Raw genomic sequence first — 17,819 nt, 5'->3', positions numbered from 1 at the left:
GGTCAGGTGCCGGTTCAGCGACCCCGCGCCGCGCTCAGGCGGCTTGGGTGGTCGAGGCACGCTCCAGGATTTGGAAGCCGATGTCCACGATCGGGTGCTGCGGTGTGTGGCCCGCGCAGCGCTCCAGGATCAGGCGGGCCGACAGCTCGCCGATCAGACGCCCATCGACGCTCACCGTGGTCAGCGCGGGCTCGACATGGGCCGAGAACTCGGCATTGCCAAAGCCGCAGAGGGCCAGGTCTTGCGGCACACGCAGGCCGCGCGCCTGGGCTTCGATCATCACACCCTGGGCCATCTGGTCGGAGCTGCAATAGATCGCCTGCAGATCGGGGGCCTGCGCCAGCAGCTGGCTCAGGGCCTGGCGCCCCAAGGCCAGCCCGCTGGGGGCGGGCACGAAGGCGGTGGGCACCTCGCGGCCCCAGGTGGCCACGAAGCCTTCGCAGCGCTGGCGGGCCCGGTGGTCGTCGGCACTGGCGATGCCCACCCGTTTCCAGCCCTTGCTGAGAAAGTAGCCGGCAATCGCACCGCCCACCTTGAGGTGCGAAAACCCCACCAGCATGTCGATCGGGCGGTCGCTGTAATCCCAGGATTCGACCACCGGAATGCCGGCCTGCACCAGCCGTTCGCGGGCTGAGGCCGAGCCCACCAGCCCGGCCATGAACAGGCCATCGGGGCGGCGGCTGATCATGGTGTTGATCAGGGCGTCTTCGCGGTCCTGGTTGTAGCCACTCTGTCCCAGGATGAGCTGGTAGCCCGCCTGGGCCAGGGTATCGGTCAGGGCCTGCAGCGTGGGCAGAAACTGAGCCACCGACACCGCCGGCAGAATGCCCGCGATCATCTGGCTCTTGCGCGACTTGAGGCCCCCGGCCAGCAGGTTGGGCAGGTAACCGGTGGCGGCCACGGCCTGTTTCACCCGTTCGAGTGTCTTGTCGGACACCAGTTCAGGTTTGCTCAGGGCGCGCGAGGCGGTGATCAGAGAGACGCCGGCCTCACGGGCAACGTCGTGCAGGGTGGCCGCTTTCTTGGGTGCTGTGGTCTTCATCGGATGCTTGCTGCGGAATACCGGTCAGGGTATCAGACCTGAGGTCGCCCCAAGGGCCTGAGCCTCTCGGCCATCAGTTGACGGCAGCGCCCAACGGGACCTTGCTCTGCTCTTCAGTGGCGCAGTGCATGCCCAGGCGCTGCAGCAACTGCCGGTCTTTTTCGGCCTGCGGGTTGCTGGTGGTGAGCAATTTGTCGCCATAGAACATGCTGTTGGCACCCGCCAGAAAGCACAGTGTCTGCAAGGCTTCGGGCATGTCTTCGCGCCCGGCCGACAGGCGCACCATGGCCCGCGGCATGCAGATGCGGGCCACGGCGATCATGCGCACGAACTCCAGCGGGTCGAGTGTCTGGGTGCCGGCCAGGGGGGTGCCCTCCACCTGCACCAGGTTGTTGATGGGCACCGACTCGGGGTAGGGCTGCAGATTGGCCAGTTGCACGATCAGGCCCGCGCGCTCACGGCGTGATTCGCCCATGCCCACGATCCCCCCTGAGCACACTTTCAGGCCCACATCACGCACCCGCTCCAGGGTGTCGAGGCGGTCCTGGTAGGTGCGGGTGGTGATGATCTGGCCATAGAACTCTGGCGAGGTGTCCAGGTTGTGGTTGTAGTAGTCCAGCCCCGCTTCGCGCAGTTGCTCGGCCTGACCGTCGGCCAGCATGCCGGCGGTCAGGCAGGTCTCCAGGCCCAGGGCTTTGACCTCGCTGATCATCTCGCCAATGACCTCGACATGGCGCGCCTTGGGCGAGCGCCAGGCCGCACCCATGCAAAAACGCGTGGCGCCGTTGGCCTTGGCGGCACGGGCGGCCTCCAGCACCTCGGCCAGCGGCAGCAGTTTGTCGGCCTTCAGACCGGTGTCGAAGTGGGCCGATTGGGGGCAGTACTTGCAATCCTCTTCGCAGCCGCCGGTCTTGATCGACAGCAACGTGGAGAGCTGGATCGCGTTCGGGTCGAAGTGCTGGCGATGCACTTGCTGGGCCCGGTACATCAGGTCGTTGAAAGGCAGTTCCAGCAGTTCCAGCACCTGGGCCACGCTCCAGGGCTGGTGGTTGATGCGGTCGGCGTCGGTGGTGGGCGTGCGAGTTTGGATCTGGTTCGGGTTCATGGTTTGCGTGTCGCCGTCTGAAGGCCGTCGATCTGGGGGTAATGCTTCTTGGTCGGGCATTCTAGAAGCTGTGCTGGGTCAACCCGACCGGATCAGCCCGGCGCTCGGTGCCCGGCTCAAATCGCAACCTCCGAGTCCGGGATGGACCCCTGCGTCGACTCTCAGCCCCCTTGCAGCAGGCGTTGCGCGCGGCTTTCTTCGGTCACAGCGCGATCAAAGTCCGGCAGGCCGATCTGGTTGAGCACGCGCTTGAAGCTGGCGGCCACCTCGGGTTTCAGATCGGCCAGACGCCTGGCGATCTGCAACCCCTGGGCCGGCAGCGTTGGGGCAGGGGCCACCTGCCAGATCAGTCCCCAGGCTTGGGCTTGCACGGCATTGAATTCATCGCCGAGCAGCATCAGGGCTTTGGCCCGAGCCAGCCCGGCGAGGGCAGGCAGCGTGGCGGTCAGCCCGCCGGTGACGAACACGCCCAGTGAGGCTTCCGGCAGCTTGAAACGCGTGTCTTCTGCCGCCACGACGACATCGGCATCCAGCATCCATTCCAGACCGGCACCGACAGTCCAGCCATGCACCTCGGCCAGTACCGGCCGGGGGCTGTGCACGATGGCGCGGGCCACGGCCTGAACCAGCACCAGGTCTTGTTCCGTGGGGGGCGCCGAGACGTCCCGCCCGGCGCAGAAGGCGCGACCCTCGCCGCGCAGCCGGATGGCCCGCACGTCAGGGGCCTCCGCCGCGTTCTCCAGCGCCTGAAGCAGCGCACTGGCCAGCTCATTGTCGATGGCATTGAGTTTGTCGGGGTGGTTCAGCGTCAGGGTCAGTACACCCTCGTCGAGTTGCTGCAGCAGTTTGGGCGATGGGGGCATGGCGTGGCGCAATTTGAGACGGGTTGCCCATGGTGCCAGAACCAGGGCATCACCCGGGCCTGCGCCGTTCCTTGCGCCGGCGGCCCCCTCGGCGTCTGAGCTGGGGGAGGCGGATTTTCGACAGTCTGGGCAGCACGCGGGCCGACGGCCAGGGAGGCCTTCAACCGATGGTGTCGAGCCAGAACCCGATCATGGCGATCGCGGCACCCAGCAACACGCCCGCAAGCAATGCCTTGTTCCAGTGCGATCCAGTGTTCGGGTTTGGGTTCAGGCCTCGGGGCAAGGGCTCCATGGGGCGTGTTTCCTGTGCAATCAGGGAGTCACTGAAGTAGGGCGCGGCAGGTAGTTTCATCAGGCACCTTTTGGAGTGGACTTGTGTCGTAACTTAGAGGGCGTCGACTGACCAAAACCTGACTTGGCACCGCTTGTCATGATTTGTCACAATTTTCTGCCCCTGTTCCCATCAACACATCGACTCACAAAACCCCACTGATGCGGTGGCGCACGAGGCAAATTCTTCGCGGGGCGGCCCGCTTTCAGCGTGGGGGGCTGCTCGCCGGGTGGACAATCCACCCTGCCGATTCGCGACAATCGGCGAACCGATTGAAAACGCCATGCAAACCAAGACTCTCTCCATCCTTCCTGTCATCTTCGCCATCGCTGCGGGCGCTCTGGTGCCAAGTTCGGCGTCATTTGCTGCGGGTGGACACCATGCCGCCAAGGCTGCCTCTCCCAAGAAGGCCGCCGCCGCTGCTGCGAACGCCCTGCCGCCCCTGGCTGCCCAGACCACCCTGGCCGGCAGCCCACCCGCGCTGCCAGCCAAGGCCTGGCTGCTGATGGACTTTGACTCCGGTGAGGTGCTGGCCTCGGCCAACGCCGACGAGCCCCTGCCGCCCGCGTCGCTCACGAAGATGATGACCAGTTACCTGGTCGAGCAGGCGCTGCGCTCAGGCAAGCTCAAGCAGGACGATCTGGTCTCGGTCAGCCAGAACGCCTGGTGCCGTGGCTCCAGCACCGAGTCGTGCATGTACCTGCCGCTGAACAGCCAGGCCACGGTGATCGATATCCTGCGCGGCATCATCATCCAGTCGGGCAATGACGCCTCCAAGGCGATTGCCGAACACATGGCCGGCTCCGAGGAGGGCTTTGCCAAGCTGATGAATGCCGAAGCCCAGCGCCTGGGCATGACGCACACCCATTTCATGAACCCGACGGGCCTGCCCGATCCGGATCACAAGTCGTCTGCGCGTGACCTGGCGATCCTGGCGCGCGCCATCATCCGAGACAGTGCCGACTACTACCCCATCTACGCGGAGCGCGAGTTCAAGTACCACGGCATCAAGCAAGGCAACCGCAACGCCCTGCTGTACACCGACCCCACCGTGGACGGCCTGAAGACGGGCCACACCGAAGAGGCTGGCTACTGCCTGGTCACTTCGTCCAAGCGCAACGGGATGCGTTTGATCACCGTCATCCTCAACACCAACAGTGCCCAGGCCCGTGCTGACCAGACGCGAGCCATGCTGGGCTGGGGCTTCAGCACCTTCGAGAAGGCCACCCCGATCCAGCCGGACGCGGTGGTGGCCACGGCCAAGGTCGGCTACGGCAAGGCCGATACCGTGGCCGCCGGCCTGGGGGCCCCCTGGACCCTGACCGTGCCGCGGGGCCAGCAGGTGCAGACGGCGGTCGAGTTGAAGGCTGATCTGGAGGCTCCGGTCGCCAAAGGGGCTGTGATCGGCAAGGTGGTCGCCACCTCGAATGGCAAGCCAGTGGGTGAAGCCCCGCTCGTGGCGCAGGCTGAAGTGGAGCGTGCCGGCCTGATGCTGCGCGCCTGGCAGGGCCTGGCCAAGCTGTTTGGCAAGTAAAGCCAGGCGGGTCTGCAGGGCGCTCAGCGTGCCGCTTCGGCGGCGCCGAGGGCCACGCGTGCAGAGAGCCGTGGCCGGCGGTGCGGTGTCGCACCGGAGTGCGATACCGCGGTCGGGCTCATGCCGCCTTCACGGGCGAGCGTTCATACCAGCGCTTGCTGTTGTTGACGATGCTCACCACCAGCAGCATCACCGGCACTTCGATCAGCACGCCCACCACGGTGGCCAGTGCCGCACCTGAGTTGAAGCCGAACAGGCTGATGGCCGCTGCCACCGCCAGTTCGAAAAAGTTCGAGGCACCGATCAAGGCCGATGGGCAGGCGATGTTGTGTTTTTCTCCCACGGCGCGGTTCAGCCAGTAGGCCAGCGCCGAGTTGAAAAACACCTGGATCAGGATCGGCACGGCCAGCAGTGCAATCACCAATGGCTGCTTCAGAATGGCTTCGCCCTGGAACGCAAACAGCAGCACCAGCGTGGCCAGCAAGGCCGCGATCGACCAGGGCCCGATTTGGGCCATGGCCGCATCGAAAGCGGCCTGGCCTCTGGCCAGCAGCGACCTGCGCAACCACTGGGCCAGGATCACCGGAATCACGATGTAGAGCGCCACGGATGTCAGCAGGGTGTCCCAGGGCACGGTGATGGCGGAAAGCCCCAGCAGAAAGCCCACCAGCGGCGCAAAGGCAATCACCATGATGCTGTCGTTGAGGGCGACCTGGGACAGCGTGAACAAGGGGTCGCCGCCGGTCAGGCGGCTCCAGACAAACACCATGGCGGTACAAGGTGCGGCTGCCAACAGGATCAGCCCCGCAATGTAGCTGTCGAGTTGATCGGCCGGCAGCAGTGGCGCGAACCAGTGGCGGATGAACAGCCACCCCAGAAAGGCCATTGAAAAGGGCTTCACCAACCAGTTCACAAACAGGGTGACGCCGATGCCCTTGACGTGTTGGCGGACCTCGCCGAGCGCAGAAAAATCGACCTTCACCAGCATCGGGATGATCATCACCCAGATCAGCAGGCCCACGGGCAGGTTGACCTGGGCCACTTCCAGGCGGCCGATGGCCTGGAACACGCCCGGCATGAGTTGGCCCAGGGCGATGCCGGCGACGATGCAAAGAAAGACCCAGACCGTCAGGTAGCGCTCAAACACACTCATGGGGGCGCTGGCCGCTCGTTGGGCAGTGGTTTCGCAGGGGGCGCTCATGTCAGTCCTTGGAGAGTTCACGGGCCGTCGTCTGCAGCATGGCCTTGGCCAGCTTGTCGGCTGGCAGGTTGATCAGCAGCTCCAGGCGACGCTTGATCAGGTGCAGGGTCTGGCGGAAGGCCTCCAGCTTTTCCTCGTCCGAGGACTCGCCTTCGGAAGGGTCGGCATAGCCCCAGTGGGCGGTGGCCGGGTGCCCCGGCCAGATCGGGCAGACCTCGCCCGCGGCGTTGTCGCACACGGTGATGATCAGGTCCATCTTGGGGGCGTCTGCCGTGGCGAATTCATCCCAGCTCTTGCTGCGCAGGCCTTCGGTGGAGATGCCGGCCTTTTGCAACACTTGCAAGCCCAGCGGATTGGGCTTCTGGTTCTCGCGTGGGCTGCTGCCGGCGGAGAAGGCCTTGAAGCGGCCTTGGCCCATGGCGTTCAGCAAGGCCTCTGCCAACACGCTGCGGGCAGAGTTGTGGGTGCAGAGAAACAAGACATTCAGGGGGGTGGTTTCGGTGGTCATGACAGGCTCAGCAGCAGGTGGATCGGGTGGTGTTGGGGGTGCAGCAGGCCGCTTGTTCAGGGGCGTGCGCTACTGCAACGGGGGCACAGCAAGCCGATGCGGCCCGGTCGCTGCCGGCCTCCTGGACGGCCGCCTGCCCGGATTGCAGCGCGGCTGTCGGTGTCGATGGGCTGCAACAGGCGCCGGCTGCGGTGGCTGGCGGGTTCTCGTTGAACACGGGGATGTCACCCAGCGTGTGAAAGTGCTCCCAGGCGATGCCTTGGGGGTCTGTGACCCAGTGTTTTTCACTGCGGGCGTAGCAGCAGGTGGTGCTGCCTTCGTCGAGCAACGCCAGGTCAGCCGATCGGGCCCGGGCCTTGAGCTCGGCCAGTTCGTCCGCCTCATCCACCTGAAAGCCCAGGTGGTCCAGCCCCGGCTTGCTGCCGCGGGTGGAGATGGCGAAGTTCACCCGAGGGTCCTCCAGCATCCATTTGGCGTAGTCAGCCTCTACCCTGGTCGGCTCGGCAGCGAACAGCTGGGTGTAGAAGCCGATGCTCTTGGCCAGGTCTTCAACATGCACGTGAACATGGAATCGTTTCATGGGGCTCTCCTGAATGGACGTTCAACAATCGCACGGGCGCGCTTTTGACAGCGTGCAGTCCGTGCCTTGGCAGCAGTTTTCGGTGAGGTAGCTCAACAACTCGTTCATGGTTTCGAACGATGCTCGATAGATCAGATTGCGTCCCTGGCGCTCCTGGCTGATGAGCCCCGCGTGGGCCAGCTCTTTGAGGTGAAACGACAGCGTGTTGGGCGGAACGGCCAGTTGCTCTGCCAGAACCCCCGGGGTCATGCCCGCCTGGCCGGCGACCACCAGGGCGCGAAAAACCCGCAGGCGCACTTCTTGGGCCAGTGCTGCCAGGGAGCGGACGACATCTTGTTCTTTCATGCGTCAACTATACAACGATATTGGAAATGTTGTAAATTTAAGCCTGTCGAGGTGATTTCCAACTTGTCGCGCTGCGCGCAGACACCTCGCTGGCCTTCTGAAACAGGAAATTCATGCCGTCATCCATCCGTCTTCTGGATGCCCCGACCAAGTACCTTTTCTTCACCGGAAAGGGCGGCGTGGGCAAGACCTCAGTGTCCACAGCGGTGTCCATTGCCCTGGCAGATTCAGGTAAAAAGGTCTTGCTGGTCAGCACCGATTCAGCCTCCAACCTGGACGAGATGCTGGGGGTCGAGTTGCGCAATCAACCGGTCACCGTGCCGGGTGTGGCCGGCCTCTCGGTTTTGAACATCGACCCCGAGGCCGCTGCCCGGAGTTACCGCGTGCGCGTCATCGAGCAGATGGGGCCTCAGGCCAGCTCGGAGGACGTGTCCACGGTGCGCGAACAGCTCTCGGGTGCCTGCACCACCGAGATCGCCACGTTCGACGAATTTGCCAGCCTTCTCTCGGATGGGGGCGAGGCCTTTGACCACGTGGTGTTTGACACGGCGCCCACGGGCCACACGCTGAGGCTGCTCAGCCTGCCCAAGGCCTGGAGCGGGTTTCTGGGCGGCAATGACCGGGGGGCTTCGTGCCTGGGCCCGCATTCGGGCTTGAAGATGCAGGAGCAACTCTTCAACCGGGCCTTGAAGTCGCTGAACGATCCGGCGTTGACCAGCCTGGTTCTGGTGGCCCGCCCCGAGGCCAGCGCCCTGCAGGAGGCCGCCAGGTCCTCGGTCGAACTGCTGGCGCTGGGGCTGACTCGGCAGCGCCTGGTGGTCAATGCCGTGTTCAAGGCCAGCGACCGGCAAGACGCCATCGCCATGGCACTGGAGGACTTGGGGCAGCAGGCGCTGCGGGCGATGCCCGATGCACTTCGCCACTTGCCTTGCGATCTGGTGGCCTTGCGTCCTGTCGATTCCGTGGGCTTGGCGGCGCTCAGGGCGCTGCTGTCGGGCAATCCGGTCGATGCCCCTCCACCCCTGGCGCTTGATCTGGCCCGGGCGCATCCCGGTATGGGGGATCTGGTGGCCGAACTGGCCCAGGGCGAGCACGGCTTGATCATGGTGATGGGCAAGGGCGGCGTCGGTAAAACCACCGTGGCAGCTGCGCTGGCCCTGGGCCTGGTCCGACATGGCAAATCGGTTCACCTCAGCACCACCGACCCTGCCGCTCACCTGGCGGTCACCCTCGAGGGCGAGGTGCCTGGCTTGAGCGTCGGCCGGATCGACCCCAAGGCCGAGACCCAAAAATACGTGGACAAAATCGTGGCGGCCAGGTCGCCCGGCATGACGGCTGCCGAAAAAGACCTGTTGATCGAAGACCTGCGCTCACCCTGTACAGAAGAGGTGGCGGTATTTCATGCCTTCTCGCATGTGGTTTCGCAGGCCAGAAGTGCTTTTGTTGTGCTGGACACCGCTCCAACCGGGCATTCTTTGTTGCTCATGGACGCCACCGGCGCCTACCACCGTCAGATGCTCAGAGAGTTTGAAGGCAAAGGGGCAGGGCGCATCGTGACCCCGCTGATGCGCCTGCAAGATGCCGACTACACGAAGATCATCCTGGTGACCCTGCCTGAGGCAACACCGGTCTCGCAGGCGGCGGCTCTTCAGGATGACCTGCGGCGCGCCCAGATCGAGCCCTTTGCGTGGGTGATCAACAAATCCTTGCTGGCCACGGCCACCCAGGATCCCTTGCTCCAGGCGCGACTGCTCAGTGAGCACCGGCAAATCGAGCGTGTCCTGGGGCTGGCCGGGCATTCGGTCTACAGCGTTCCCTGGACCGCGAAGCCGCCGGTGGGCGTGGCGGCCTTGCAGGAGCTTGTCAGGCCCTGATACCCGTCCGGCGGGTTTGAGTGGGCATGGGGGGGGCAGGGCCGCCTGGCGGCTTCTGTTCAGTCGTTTTTAAAAATGGTATCGTTGTCATTGCTGTTCAAATAGAAAAATCCCCTTGCAACATCTTATTTGCAGGGTGGGTTTTCAAAAAAATGTGACGGTAATGACAACGACAATCATTGATGAAGCGCTCGCCATGAGCGAACGCACATGGAGACGACATGACATCCCTGCTGTTGGCCAGACCGGCCCTGCCCAGCCTGCCAGTGCTGGCCAGTGAGCTGCAGTGGTCGATCACGCGGGTGCACGCCGGCGCCGCATCGATGTTGATCCAGCCAGCCGGCATCGAGCCCGGATGAAGCACCACAACAACCTCAGGAGACCCGCATGAAAACACCCTCCCACCTTTCAGGCCGTCGTTGGATCCTGGGCCTGGCCGCGCTCAGTGCCTGTGTTCTGGGCACGGCCGTGCATGCCCAGGCCCATGATTTCCCGAACCGACCGGTGACCCTGGTGGTGCCGTTTCCACCCGGCGGCGGCACCGACACCAGTGCCCGCCTGATCGCCACGCGCCTGAGTCAGAAGTGGGGCAGGTCGGTCATCGTCGACAACAAGGGCGGCGCTGCCGGCATGATCGGCGCTGACTTCGTGGCCAAGGCCAAAAGCGACGGCTACACCTTGCTGTTTGGCAACATCGGCACCCAGGCCATCAACCCCTCGTTGTACAAGTCGATGCCGTATTCGCCCGACACGGCCTTCGTGCCCGTGTCCCTGGTGGCGGAACTGCCCCTGGTGATGATGGTGAATGCCCAGGTGCCCGCCAAGACGGTGGAAGAGTTCATCGCACTGGCCAAATCCAAGCCTGATGCCATGAGCTACAGCACCTCGGGTGCGGGCAGTTCGATGCACCTGGCGGCAGAGATGTTCAAGAGTGGCTCCGGAACCGCTGTGCAACACGTGCCCTACCGGGGGGGTGGCCCGGCCGTGGGCGACCTGTTGGCCGGCCATGTGCAACTTTGTTTTGCCACGGTGCTTGAATCGAGTGGGCACCTCAAGAGTGGCAAGGTACGTGCGCTGGCCGTCACCGGCAAGACCCGGGTGCCCGCCTTGCCACAGGTGCCGACGCTGGCCGAAGGTGCCATCCCGGGCTTTGATTCCATCTCCTGGGTGGGGCTGTTGGCGCCGGCCGGCACCCCGCGGGAGATCACCGATAAGATTTCAGCCGACATCCGGCAGGTGCTGGCGCTGGATGAGGTCAAGGCCCGGCTGGCCGAACTGGGCGCACTGCCCGTGGGCAGCACCCCCGACGCGTTTGCCAAGCTCATTGCCAGCGACCGCAAGCGTTACGCGCAAATCATTGCCGATAAGAACATCCACGTCGACTGACTTTTTTCCCTGAACGACCCGAGCTTCTCCCATGACCACCACCTCACCCCGCCTGATCCAGATCGGCCGTCAGATGCCCCAGCTTGAAGCCGCGCTGGCGGCCCGCTACACCGTGCACCGCCTGGCCGACGAGGCCGACCCGGCCGCTTTCCTGAAGGCCCAGGGCCACACTTTCGCCGGCCTGGTCACCTCGGCCGCCATCGGGGTGGACAACGCCGTCATCGCAGCGTTGCCTCAGCTCAAGGTGATTTCGAGCTTCGGCGTCGGCCTGGACAAGATCGATGTGGCCTACGCCAGCGCACGGGGGGTGCAGGTGGGCTACACCCCCGAAGTGCTGACCGACTGCGTGGCCGACCTGGCCTTCGGCCTGTTGATCGATGTGGCCCGGCAGATTGCAGCCGGCGACCGCTTTGTGCGCCGTGGCGCCTGGACGTCGGCCAAGTACCCCATGACCACCCGTGTCAGTGGCAAGAAGCTGGGCATCTTCGGCATGGGGCGCATTGGCAGCACCATCGCCCGCCGCTCCAGCGGCTTTGACATGAGCGTGCGCTACACCAATCGGCATCCGGTGGCGGGCTCGCCCCATACCTTCGAGCCCAGCCTGATCGAACTGGCGCGCTGGAGTGACTTTCTCGTGATCGCCGCTGCCGGTGGCGCCGCCACCCACCACCTGGTCAACCAGGCTGTGCTGCAGGCCTTGGGCCCCAAGGGCTTCATCATCAACGTGGCCCGGGGCAGCGTGATCGATGAGGCCGCGCTGGTGCAGGCCCTGGCCGACGGCACCATTGCCGGCGCAGGGCTGGATGTGTTTGAGGCCGAGCCCCAGGTGCCCGAGGCCTTGCGCCAGATGGATCAGGTGGTGCTGCTGCCCCATGTGGCCAGTGGTACCCACGAAACCCGGCAGGCCATGGCTGACCGGGTGATCGAGAACCTGGAGGCGTTTTTTGCCGGCCGGCCACTGGTGTCGCAGGCGCACTGATCCGCCGTGAGGTGGGCCCCTCGGGTGGCTGCCTCAACCCGCCGTGTTGCGGGCCTCCAGCGCCCGGTGGCGTTCGCGGCTTTTGGCGATGTGCAGGCGCATGGCGGCGCGCGCCGCCTCGGGCTGTTGATGCAGGATGGCCGAGTAGATCTCTTCATGCTCGTCGGCCACGTGGTCGAGGTAGTTGCGCCGGCCTTCCTCAACCGGGTCTTGCGTGGTTTGCCAGCAGCGCGGCAGGCTGCCGGGGCTCAGTGTGCCCATCATCGCGATGTAATGCGGGCTTTGTGAGGCACGGGCAATCTCGCAGTGAAAGCGAAAATCGGCCCCCACCGGGTCGGTATTGGCCAGCCAGGCCTGGGTCACCGCATCCAGCGACTGGCGCAGTTGCTGCAGATGGGCCTCGGTACGCCGCTGGGCCGCCATGGCGGCGGCCTCGGGCTCCAGGCCCATGCGCAGCTCCAGCACGGCCAGCAGGTCGGGCAGGGAGTGCATGCTGGCCGGGTCGATCGAAAAAGGGCGGGCGTCTTGTAGCGCAGACACAAAGGTCCCCAGACCCTGGTGCGCATAGATCAAGCCCCGGGCCTTGAGGCTGGTCAGTGCGTCGCGCACCACCGTGCGGCTGACGCCGAACTGCACCATCAGATCGGCCTCGGCGGGCAGTTTGTCGCCAGCGCGCAGCTGGCCCGCCTGGATGCGGGCCGCCAACTGTTCAACCAACTCCAGCGCACGGGCTGGGGCTTTGCGGGGAGGCTGGGGGCGAGGTGAAGTCACGGTCAAGGTCGGGCCGGGTTGAGGTCAAGCGGGCTGGTGCCAGCTCAGCCTCGATTTTGCATGACGCGGCGACCTCGCCACCCGCCCCGGGCCTGATTAAAAGCAACGGCGGCTCAGGCTGCGCCCTCGGCCTCCACGTACAACGCGTAGAGCGAGTGGCAGCTGGCCATGTAGAGGCGGTTGCCCTTGGGGCCGCCAAACGTCAGGTTGGGGCAGCGCTCAGGCAGGTGGATGTGGGCAATGGCCTTGCCCTGGGAGTTGAACACCCGCACGCCGTCGTGGTCGGCCGGGTTCACGCCCAGGCGTCCATCCGAGCCCCAGCCGCACCACAGGTTGCCGTCGCGGTCCACCTTGAAGCCGTCGAGAGCACCCGGGCCGTTGGCATCAATCAACTTGGTCTTGTTCGAGGCGCTGCCGTCGGCCGCGATGTCATAGGCCCAGATGCTGCGGCTGGGCGTGCCTTTCCACTCCACCACATACAGCTTTTTCTCGTCCGGCGAAAAGGCCAGGCCGTTGGGGTTCACCAAGTCGGTGATGATGGCGCGGATCTGTCCGTTGGGGTCGATGCGGTACACGTTGGTGGTGGCCTGTTCGGGCTTGGCCTTGAAGCCCTCCCATTCGCCATTGATGCCGAACAGCGGGTCGGTGAACCACACGCTGTCGTCTGACTTGACCACGATGTCGTTGGGTGCGTTCAGGCGCTTGCCTTCGTACTGGTCGGCCAGCACGGTGATCTTGCCGTTGTACTCGGTGCGCGTCACGCGGCGGGTGAGTGAGTGTTCGCAGGTCAGCAGCCGGCCCTGGCGATCGCGGGTGTTGCCGTTGGCATAGTTGGCTTGCTCACGGAACACGCTGAAGGCGCCGTTGGTTTCGTCGTACTTCATGATGCGGTTGTTCGGGATATCGCTCAGCAGCAGGTAGCGCCCGGCTGGAAAGTACACCGGTCCCTCGGCCCAGCGCATGCCGCTGGCCAACTGCTCGACCGAGCTGCTGTAGAGGCGGTACTTGAGAAAGCTCGGGTCCAGCACCTCGACGGCCATGTCGGGGTAGCGTGCGTTGGGCTTGAAGTCGATCTTCTGGGCTGCCGCCAGCCCGCTCAAGGCGGCCAGGCCGGCGCCGGTGGCGGTCTTCATGAATTGGCGGCGTGCCGGGGTTGCTTGGGGTTCGTTCATGCTTGTCTCCGTCTTCGTTGAAAAATCGCTGTCGGGCTGGCGCCTCAGGTCACGGGTGCCGGGTTGAACAGCACCAGGGCGTTGTGCAGCTTCCACTGCTCGGCCCAGGTCTTTTGGCGGCCGCTGGCCACACCGAGCATCAGCTCGAACAGTTCCCAGCCCACCTGCTCGATGGTTTTCTCGCCGCTGGCGATGCGGCCCGCATTCACATCCATCAGGTCATGCCAGCGTTGGGCCAGGTCGTTGCGCGTGGCCACCTTGATCACCGGGACCTCGGCCAGCCCGTAGGGGGTGCCGCGGCCGGTGGTGAACACATGCAGGTTCATGCCGGCAGCCAGCTGCAGCGTGCCGCAGATGAAGTCGCTGGCCGGGGTGGCGGCGTAGATCAGGCCTTTTTGCGTGAGCTTTTCGCCGGGCGAGATCACGCCACTGATGGGGGCGCTGCCGCTCTTCACGATCGAGCCCATGGCCTTTTCGACGATGTTCGACAGCCCGCCCTTCTTGTTGCCCGGTGTGGTGTTGGCGCTGCGGTCCACGCGGCCCTGGTTCAGGTAGGCGTCGTACCAGGCCATCTCGCGGATCATGGCCTGGGCCACCTCGGGGCTGGCGGCACGGGCGGTGAGCTGGTCGATGCCGTCGCGCACCTCGGTCACCTCCGAGAACATCACGGTGGCGCCGGCGCGCACCAGCAAATCGGTGCAAAAGCCCACCGCGGGGTTGGCGGTCACGCCCGAGAACGCGTCGCTGCCACCACACTGCACGCCCACCACCAGCTCGCTGGCGGGCACGGTCTCGCGTCGGCGTGCGTTCAGGCGCTGCAGGTGCACCTCGGCCTGGCGCAGGATGTGCTCGACCATGGACATGAAGCCCACGTGGGCCTCGTCTTGCAGGCACACGGTGTCCAGCGGGGCGTCGGCGCCGGTGGGTTGGCCGCGTTCGTCGCGGATGGGGATGCTGCCCGGGGGCAGCAGGCGCTCGGGCTGGAGTTTTTCGCAGCCCAGGCTGATGACCATGACCTCGCCACCAAAGTTGGGGTTGAGGCTGATGTTGCGCACGGTGCGGATGGGGATGACGGCATCGGGGGCGTCGATGGCCACGCCGCAGCCATAGGTGTGCTCCAGGGCCACCACGTCGTCGACATGGGGGTAGCGCGGCAGCAGCTCGGCCTTGATGCGCTGCACGGCAAAGTCGGTGACGCCGGCCACGCACTGCACGGTCTGGGTCACGGCCAGAATGTTGCGCGTGCCCACCGAGCCATCGGCATTGCGGTAGCCCTCGAAGGTGTAGCCCGTCAGCGGCGGCAACGGGGCGGGTTTCACCGTGGCCATGGGCAGGCCTTGCAGTTCACGGGCCGCTGGCATCTTCAACAGCCCTTCGTGCACCCAACTGCCGGCCGGGATGGCCTGCAAGGCATAGCCGATCGGCACGTTGTAGCGGCGTACCGCCTCACCCTGGCCAATGTCCACCAGGGCCACCTTGTGGGCCTGCGGCACTTTCTCGCGCAGCACCAGGCCCGAGGCAAAGCGGGTGCCCGCGGGCAGGCCCCCATCGTTGACCACAATGGCCACGTTGTCGAGCGCGTGCATGGTGATGTACAGAGGGGTGGCGGGGCTTGAGGTCATCTTGGGGATTCACTAGAAAACGTTGTCATTCTGGGTTGACACGCCAAGCAGAAGAAAGCCAATTGCTTAAGCGTATTCAGATTTCACAAGCAGAATGGTAACGTTAACAGTTTGGCTGTCAAGAAAAGCGGGGGCAAGCCCTGTCCGGCCGGTGCCCGACTGACATTGGATAAGGCGGCTGCGTGTGAAAAAATCCGGCCGCAAGGCCGGGAAAAGCCCAGGCCAGCTCGGGGCCGGCAGGGGGCTTGGAGAAAGTCGCGGTGCCGGCCTTCGGTCTGGCGGCATGCCCGGTGGGCTCAGAAGGTGGTGCGGATGCCCAGGTCGAACCCGGTCGAGCTGCCGTTGGCATTGCTGTTGGCCGTACCTGCCGGCACCAGCGAGCCGCCGCTGAACGAGCCGGCTGTCATCGATGCACCGCCCTGGTTGCCCACATGCGCCCAGGTGGTGTACAGCGCGGTGCGCTTGGACAGGTTGTGCACGTAGCCCACAGCCCATTTGTCTGCGCGGGCGCCGCCCACTTTCAAGGCACCGTACTGGGCGATCCAGTTGCCGGCACCTACGGGGGCGTTGAAGGCCAGCGACCAGCCCTTGATCGAGGCGGTGTTGCCCAGGCTGCCCACGTCGGCGACCTGCTGGCGGGTCATGGTACCCATCAGCTTGAGTGCCCCGAAATCGTAGGAGCCGCCCAGGTTGGTGTCGGTGTAGTTGCCTCCGGTGACGGGCATGCCCAGCAGGTTGGCCGTGCTGTTGGTGCCCGCCTAGTAGCTGCGTCGGCCGTAGGCCGCCGCCACGTTCACAGGCCCCGCCGCATAGCCCACGCGGGCGCCAGCGTAGTTGCCGTTGTCTTTGATGTTCACGTTGCTGCTGCCGTAGGCCGTGGCGGACGCCGTGTCGGCGTTGTTGCCGAAGGCGTAGCTGGCCTGGCCATACAGCCCACCCAGGCTGGCCGGCAGAAAGTAGCTGATCGAATTGGACGAGCGCACCGAAGTGGCGCCGCTGCCTCCGCCCGAGGCGCCCAGGGCCGCGTAGGTGGCGATCAGGGTGCCCACGCCGGCCACGCCGAAGGGGTCGAACACGGCCAGGTTCCAGAAGGTAGGCACGTAGTCGCGGCCCAGGCGCAGCTCGCCGGCCGCGCTGTTCAGGCTCAGCGTGGCACGCCGGCCGAAGGTCAGGCCCCCGCCGGCCACGTTCGAGGCCACCCCGTTCTGGTTGTTGGGCGAGGTGCCTGAATTGCTGATGCCACTGTTGATGGCCAGCGCGGCCTCCAGCCAGAAACTGGCGCTCAGGCCGCCGCCCAGGTCTTCAGTGCCCCTGAAGCCCAGGCGGCTGGCACTGTTGCCCGAGGGGGCCAGGCCCGAGACCCGGCCGGAGGCGGTGCGCACACTTTCATAACCGGCGTCGACGATGCCGAACAAGGTGACCGAGGACTGGGCCTGAGCCAAGCCGCTGAAGCCGAGGCCGGCCAGCATCAACCAGGGGGTGGGGTGGAAGCGTTTCAAAACAGGTCTCCTGATTATTGGTAAAGATAATGAATTGCCGAAGCCATTTGATTATGGATGGCGGATTATCTTTGGCGCTGTATGTGGAGCCTTGATCGGTTTTCGTTCCATCAGTTGGAACAGGACTGAAAATGCCATTCGATCGCTCGAATGGCGCACCGAGATGGGCTTGAAAGTCTTCAAGGCCCAATGAATCCGGGCTTGTCGGATGGCCCGGGTGGTCGGTGCTGGCTTGTCGTTTGAAAGGTATTAATGAAATCATCAATCCAAATCGGATTGATATTTTCTGGTCTGTCAAATAGCAAGGTAATACTGAGGAAGGTGGACTGCTCACATAATCGAGCCGGAAAACTCAAGCCCACCGTGCCGGGACGCCAGTCTTCCTCAAGCCGGATGAATCCCTGCTGTTGAAAGCTCCGGTAGGCGGCTGCAATGTGCTCGCGCGCCAACGTCTGCTGGGCCTCGGGCTGTTGGTGTAATTGGGCCAGCAGCCGGGTGCGGGTGGCCAGAGGACCCGTGATGCAGTGCAGCAGGCCGGCCGAGCTGTGCCACAGCGGCAGCGCGTCGCCGGCCCGAACCTGGGACGGCCCCGCTGCCGTGACTGGCCGGGGGCCATAGGCCTTGAGGCACAGCACGCGTTCGTGCTCAAGCCGGCTTACCAGCACCTCGCAGTGTTGGGCCTGGGCCCATTGCTGCAGCCGCCAGTCGGTCTCGGGGCCCAGTCCCAGCCGCTGCTGGATGCTGGCACCCATGCACAGCAGGCGCTCGCCCATGCTGAACTTGCGTGTGCCGTCGTCCCAGCGCAGGTAGCCCAGGGCATGCAGGGTCGAGGTCATGCGCGAGATGGTGGCCTTGGGCAACTGGGTGCGCCCGGCCAGATCGCCGTTGCCCAGGCTCTCGCAAGCCGCAAATTCGCTGAGGATGCGCAGGCCCTTGGCCAGGGTGGCCGAGGCCTCGGTGGTGGGGGGATGAGGCTGGGCCATGGGGTTGGCTCAAGGGGTTTGACT

17 protein-coding genes and 1 pseudogene are annotated in these 17,819 nt (G+C 65.0%); 5 read left to right on the top strand and 13 right to left on the bottom strand.

The window, feature by feature from the left end; all coding sequences use genetic code 11:
* Positions 1–34: 34 nt before the first annotated feature.
* From AC07PT_RS15025 to AC07PT_RS15010, 4 genes are all read right to left on the bottom strand, one after another.
* Complete coding sequence (locus AC07PT_RS15025) at positions 35–1,042, bottom strand: LacI family DNA-binding transcriptional regulator (protein WP_494657133.1); 1,008 nt, start codon at positions 1,040–1,042, stop codon at positions 35–37.
* Between the two features lie 73 nt (positions 1,043–1,115).
* A complete protein-coding gene (gene bioB / locus AC07PT_RS15020) occupies positions 1,116–2,147 on the bottom strand; it encodes a biotin synthase BioB (RefSeq protein ID WP_492346082.1) in 1,032 nt (343 codons plus the stop codon).
* A gap of 161 nt (positions 2,148–2,308) precedes the next feature.
* The gene (locus tag AC07PT_RS15015; RefSeq protein ID WP_494657132.1) at positions 2,309–3,010 is read right to left on the bottom strand and encodes an enoyl-CoA hydratase/isomerase family protein; all 702 of its coding nucleotides are present in this window, start codon (positions 3,008–3,010) and stop codon (positions 2,309–2,311) included.
* A gap of 160 nt (positions 3,011–3,170) precedes the next feature.
* Positions 3,171–3,302, bottom strand: a complete 132-nt coding sequence (locus AC07PT_RS15010) for an LPXTG cell wall anchor domain-containing protein (RefSeq protein ID WP_492346080.1) — start codon at positions 3,300–3,302, stop codon at positions 3,171–3,173.
* Between the two features lie 322 nt (positions 3,303–3,624).
* On the opposite strand from AC07PT_RS15010, the gene AC07PT_RS15005 reads away from it, so the two are divergent.
* Entirely contained in the window at positions 3,625–4,875 is a 1,251-nt protein-coding gene (locus AC07PT_RS15005) for a D-alanyl-D-alanine carboxypeptidase family protein (protein WP_494657131.1), read from the top strand.
* 118 nt (positions 4,876–4,993) lie between these two features.
* On the opposite strand, the gene arsB is transcribed toward AC07PT_RS15005, so the two are convergent.
* From arsB to AC07PT_RS14985, 4 genes are read right to left on the bottom strand one after another with little or no spacing between them, the layout of a single operon-like run.
* A complete protein-coding gene (gene arsB / locus AC07PT_RS15000) occupies positions 4,994–6,076 on the bottom strand; it encodes an ACR3 family arsenite efflux transporter (RefSeq protein ID WP_494657129.1) in 1,083 nt (360 codons plus the stop codon).
* 1 nt (position 6,077) lies between these two features.
* Complete coding sequence (locus AC07PT_RS14995; protein WP_494657127.1) at positions 6,078–6,584, bottom strand: arsenate reductase ArsC; 507 nt, start codon at positions 6,582–6,584, stop codon at positions 6,078–6,080.
* Positions 6,585–6,591: 7 nt separating this feature from the next.
* Entirely contained in the window at positions 6,592–7,164 is a 573-nt protein-coding gene (locus AC07PT_RS14990) for an ArsI/CadI family heavy metal resistance metalloenzyme (protein ID WP_494657126.1), read from the bottom strand.
* Positions 7,165–7,185: 21 nt separating this feature from the next.
* Positions 7,186–7,509 (bottom strand): ArsR/SmtB family transcription factor, encoded by a 324-nt coding sequence (locus AC07PT_RS14985; RefSeq protein ID WP_494657125.1) that lies wholly within the window; start codon positions 7,507–7,509, stop codon positions 7,186–7,188.
* A gap of 113 nt (positions 7,510–7,622) precedes the next feature.
* Between AC07PT_RS14985 and arsA the strand changes: the two genes are divergently transcribed.
* The 4 genes from arsA to AC07PT_RS14965 all read left to right on the top strand — a co-directional run bounded on the left by arsA (position 7,623) and on the right by AC07PT_RS14965 (position 11,748).
* Positions 7,623–9,383: an arsenical pump-driving ATPase gene (arsA, locus tag AC07PT_RS14980; protein ID WP_494657124.1), complete on the top strand. Its 1,761-nt coding sequence runs from the start codon at positions 7,623–7,625 to the stop codon at positions 9,381–9,383.
* A 221-nt stretch (positions 9,384–9,604) separates the two neighbouring features.
* Positions 9,605–9,742 carry a hypothetical protein gene (locus AC07PT_RS14975; protein ID WP_492346073.1) on the top strand — a complete coding sequence of 46 codons (138 nt, stop codon included), beginning with the start codon at positions 9,605–9,607 and terminating at the stop codon, positions 9,740–9,742.
* Positions 9,743–9,770: 28 nt separating this feature from the next.
* Positions 9,771–10,769, top strand: a complete 999-nt coding sequence (locus tag AC07PT_RS14970) for a Bug family tripartite tricarboxylate transporter substrate binding protein (protein ID WP_492346072.1) — start codon at positions 9,771–9,773, stop codon at positions 10,767–10,769.
* 31 nt (positions 10,770–10,800) lie between these two features.
* Complete coding sequence (locus AC07PT_RS14965) at positions 10,801–11,748, top strand: 2-hydroxyacid dehydrogenase (RefSeq protein ID WP_494657123.1); 948 nt, start codon at positions 10,801–10,803, stop codon at positions 11,746–11,748.
* 33 nt (positions 11,749–11,781) lie between these two features.
* Here the strand turns inward: AC07PT_RS14965 and AC07PT_RS14960 are convergent, their stop codons facing one another.
* The 5 genes and pseudogenes from AC07PT_RS14960 to AC07PT_RS14940 all read right to left on the bottom strand — a co-directional run bounded on the left by AC07PT_RS14960 (position 11,782) and on the right by AC07PT_RS14940 (position 17,795).
* Entirely contained in the window at positions 11,782–12,519 is a 738-nt protein-coding gene (locus tag AC07PT_RS14960) for a FadR/GntR family transcriptional regulator (protein ID WP_494657122.1), read from the bottom strand.
* A 113-nt stretch (positions 12,520–12,632) separates the two neighbouring features.
* Positions 12,633–13,691: an SMP-30/gluconolactonase/LRE family protein gene (locus AC07PT_RS14955; protein WP_494657121.1), complete on the bottom strand. Its 1,059-nt coding sequence runs from the start codon at positions 13,689–13,691 to the stop codon at positions 12,633–12,635.
* 44 nt (positions 13,692–13,735) lie between these two features.
* Complete coding sequence (gene garD / locus AC07PT_RS14950; RefSeq protein ID WP_494657119.1) at positions 13,736–15,313, bottom strand: galactarate dehydratase; 1,578 nt, start codon at positions 15,311–15,313, stop codon at positions 13,736–13,738.
* A gap of 296 nt (positions 15,314–15,609) precedes the next feature.
* A pseudogene (locus AC07PT_RS14945) lies at positions 15,610–16,782 on the bottom strand (porin).
* A 209-nt stretch (positions 16,783–16,991) separates the two neighbouring features.
* A complete protein-coding gene (locus tag AC07PT_RS14940; protein WP_494657118.1) occupies positions 16,992–17,795 on the bottom strand; it encodes an IclR family transcriptional regulator in 804 nt (267 codons plus the stop codon).
* Positions 17,796–17,819 lie beyond the last annotated feature (24 nt).

The organism is Curvibacter sp. GW821-FHT09D12, assembly GCF_059416245.1.
The sequence above is the reverse complement of the archived record's forward strand: the minus strand, read 5'-3'. Positions and strand labels throughout refer to the sequence as shown.

Excerpts from the sequence above, each read along its gene's own strand:
- AC07PT_RS14990 (WP_494657126.1), bottom strand. The coding sequence starts at position 7,164 with ATGAAACGATTCCATGTTCACGTGCATGTTGAAGACCTGGCCAAGAGC.
- AC07PT_RS14965 (WP_494657123.1), top strand. The coding sequence starts at position 10,801 with ATGACCACCACCTCACCCCGCCTGATCCAGATCGGCCGTCAGATGCCC.
- AC07PT_RS15010 (WP_492346080.1), bottom strand. The coding sequence starts at position 3,302 with ATGGAGCCCTTGCCCCGAGGCCTGAACCCAAACCCGAACACTGGATCG.
- AC07PT_RS15005 (WP_494657131.1), top strand. The coding sequence starts at position 3,625 with ATGCAAACCAAGACTCTCTCCATCCTTCCTGTCATCTTCGCCATCGCT.
- AC07PT_RS14970 (WP_492346072.1), top strand. The coding sequence starts at position 9,771 with ATGAAAACACCCTCCCACCTTTCAGGCCGTCGTTGGATCCTGGGCCTG.
- AC07PT_RS14955 (WP_494657121.1), bottom strand. The coding sequence starts at position 13,691 with ATGAACGAACCCCAAGCAACCCCGGCACGCCGCCAATTCATGAAGACC.
- bioB (WP_492346082.1), bottom strand. The coding sequence starts at position 2,147 with ATGAACCCGAACCAGATCCAAACTCGCACGCCCACCACCGACGCCGAC.
- AC07PT_RS14975 (WP_492346073.1), top strand. The coding sequence starts at position 9,605 with ATGACATCCCTGCTGTTGGCCAGACCGGCCCTGCCCAGCCTGCCAGTG.
- AC07PT_RS15015 (WP_494657132.1), bottom strand. The coding sequence starts at position 3,010 with ATGCCCCCATCGCCCAAACTGCTGCAGCAACTCGACGAGGGTGTACTG.
- AC07PT_RS14940 (WP_494657118.1), bottom strand. The coding sequence starts at position 17,795 with ATGGCCCAGCCTCATCCCCCCACCACCGAGGCCTCGGCCACCCTGGCC.
- garD (WP_494657119.1), bottom strand. The coding sequence starts at position 15,313 with ATGACCTCAAGCCCCGCCACCCCTCTGTACATCACCATGCACGCGCTC.
- arsA (WP_494657124.1), top strand. The coding sequence starts at position 7,623 with ATGCCGTCATCCATCCGTCTTCTGGATGCCCCGACCAAGTACCTTTTC.
- AC07PT_RS15025 (WP_494657133.1), bottom strand. The coding sequence starts at position 1,042 with ATGAAGACCACAGCACCCAAGAAAGCGGCCACCCTGCACGACGTTGCC.
- arsB (WP_494657129.1), bottom strand. The coding sequence starts at position 6,076 with ATGAGCGCCCCCTGCGAAACCACTGCCCAACGAGCGGCCAGCGCCCCC.
- AC07PT_RS14995 (WP_494657127.1), bottom strand. The coding sequence starts at position 6,584 with ATGACCACCGAAACCACCCCCCTGAATGTCTTGTTTCTCTGCACCCAC.
- AC07PT_RS14985 (WP_494657125.1), bottom strand. The coding sequence starts at position 7,509 with ATGAAAGAACAAGATGTCGTCCGCTCCCTGGCAGCACTGGCCCAAGAA.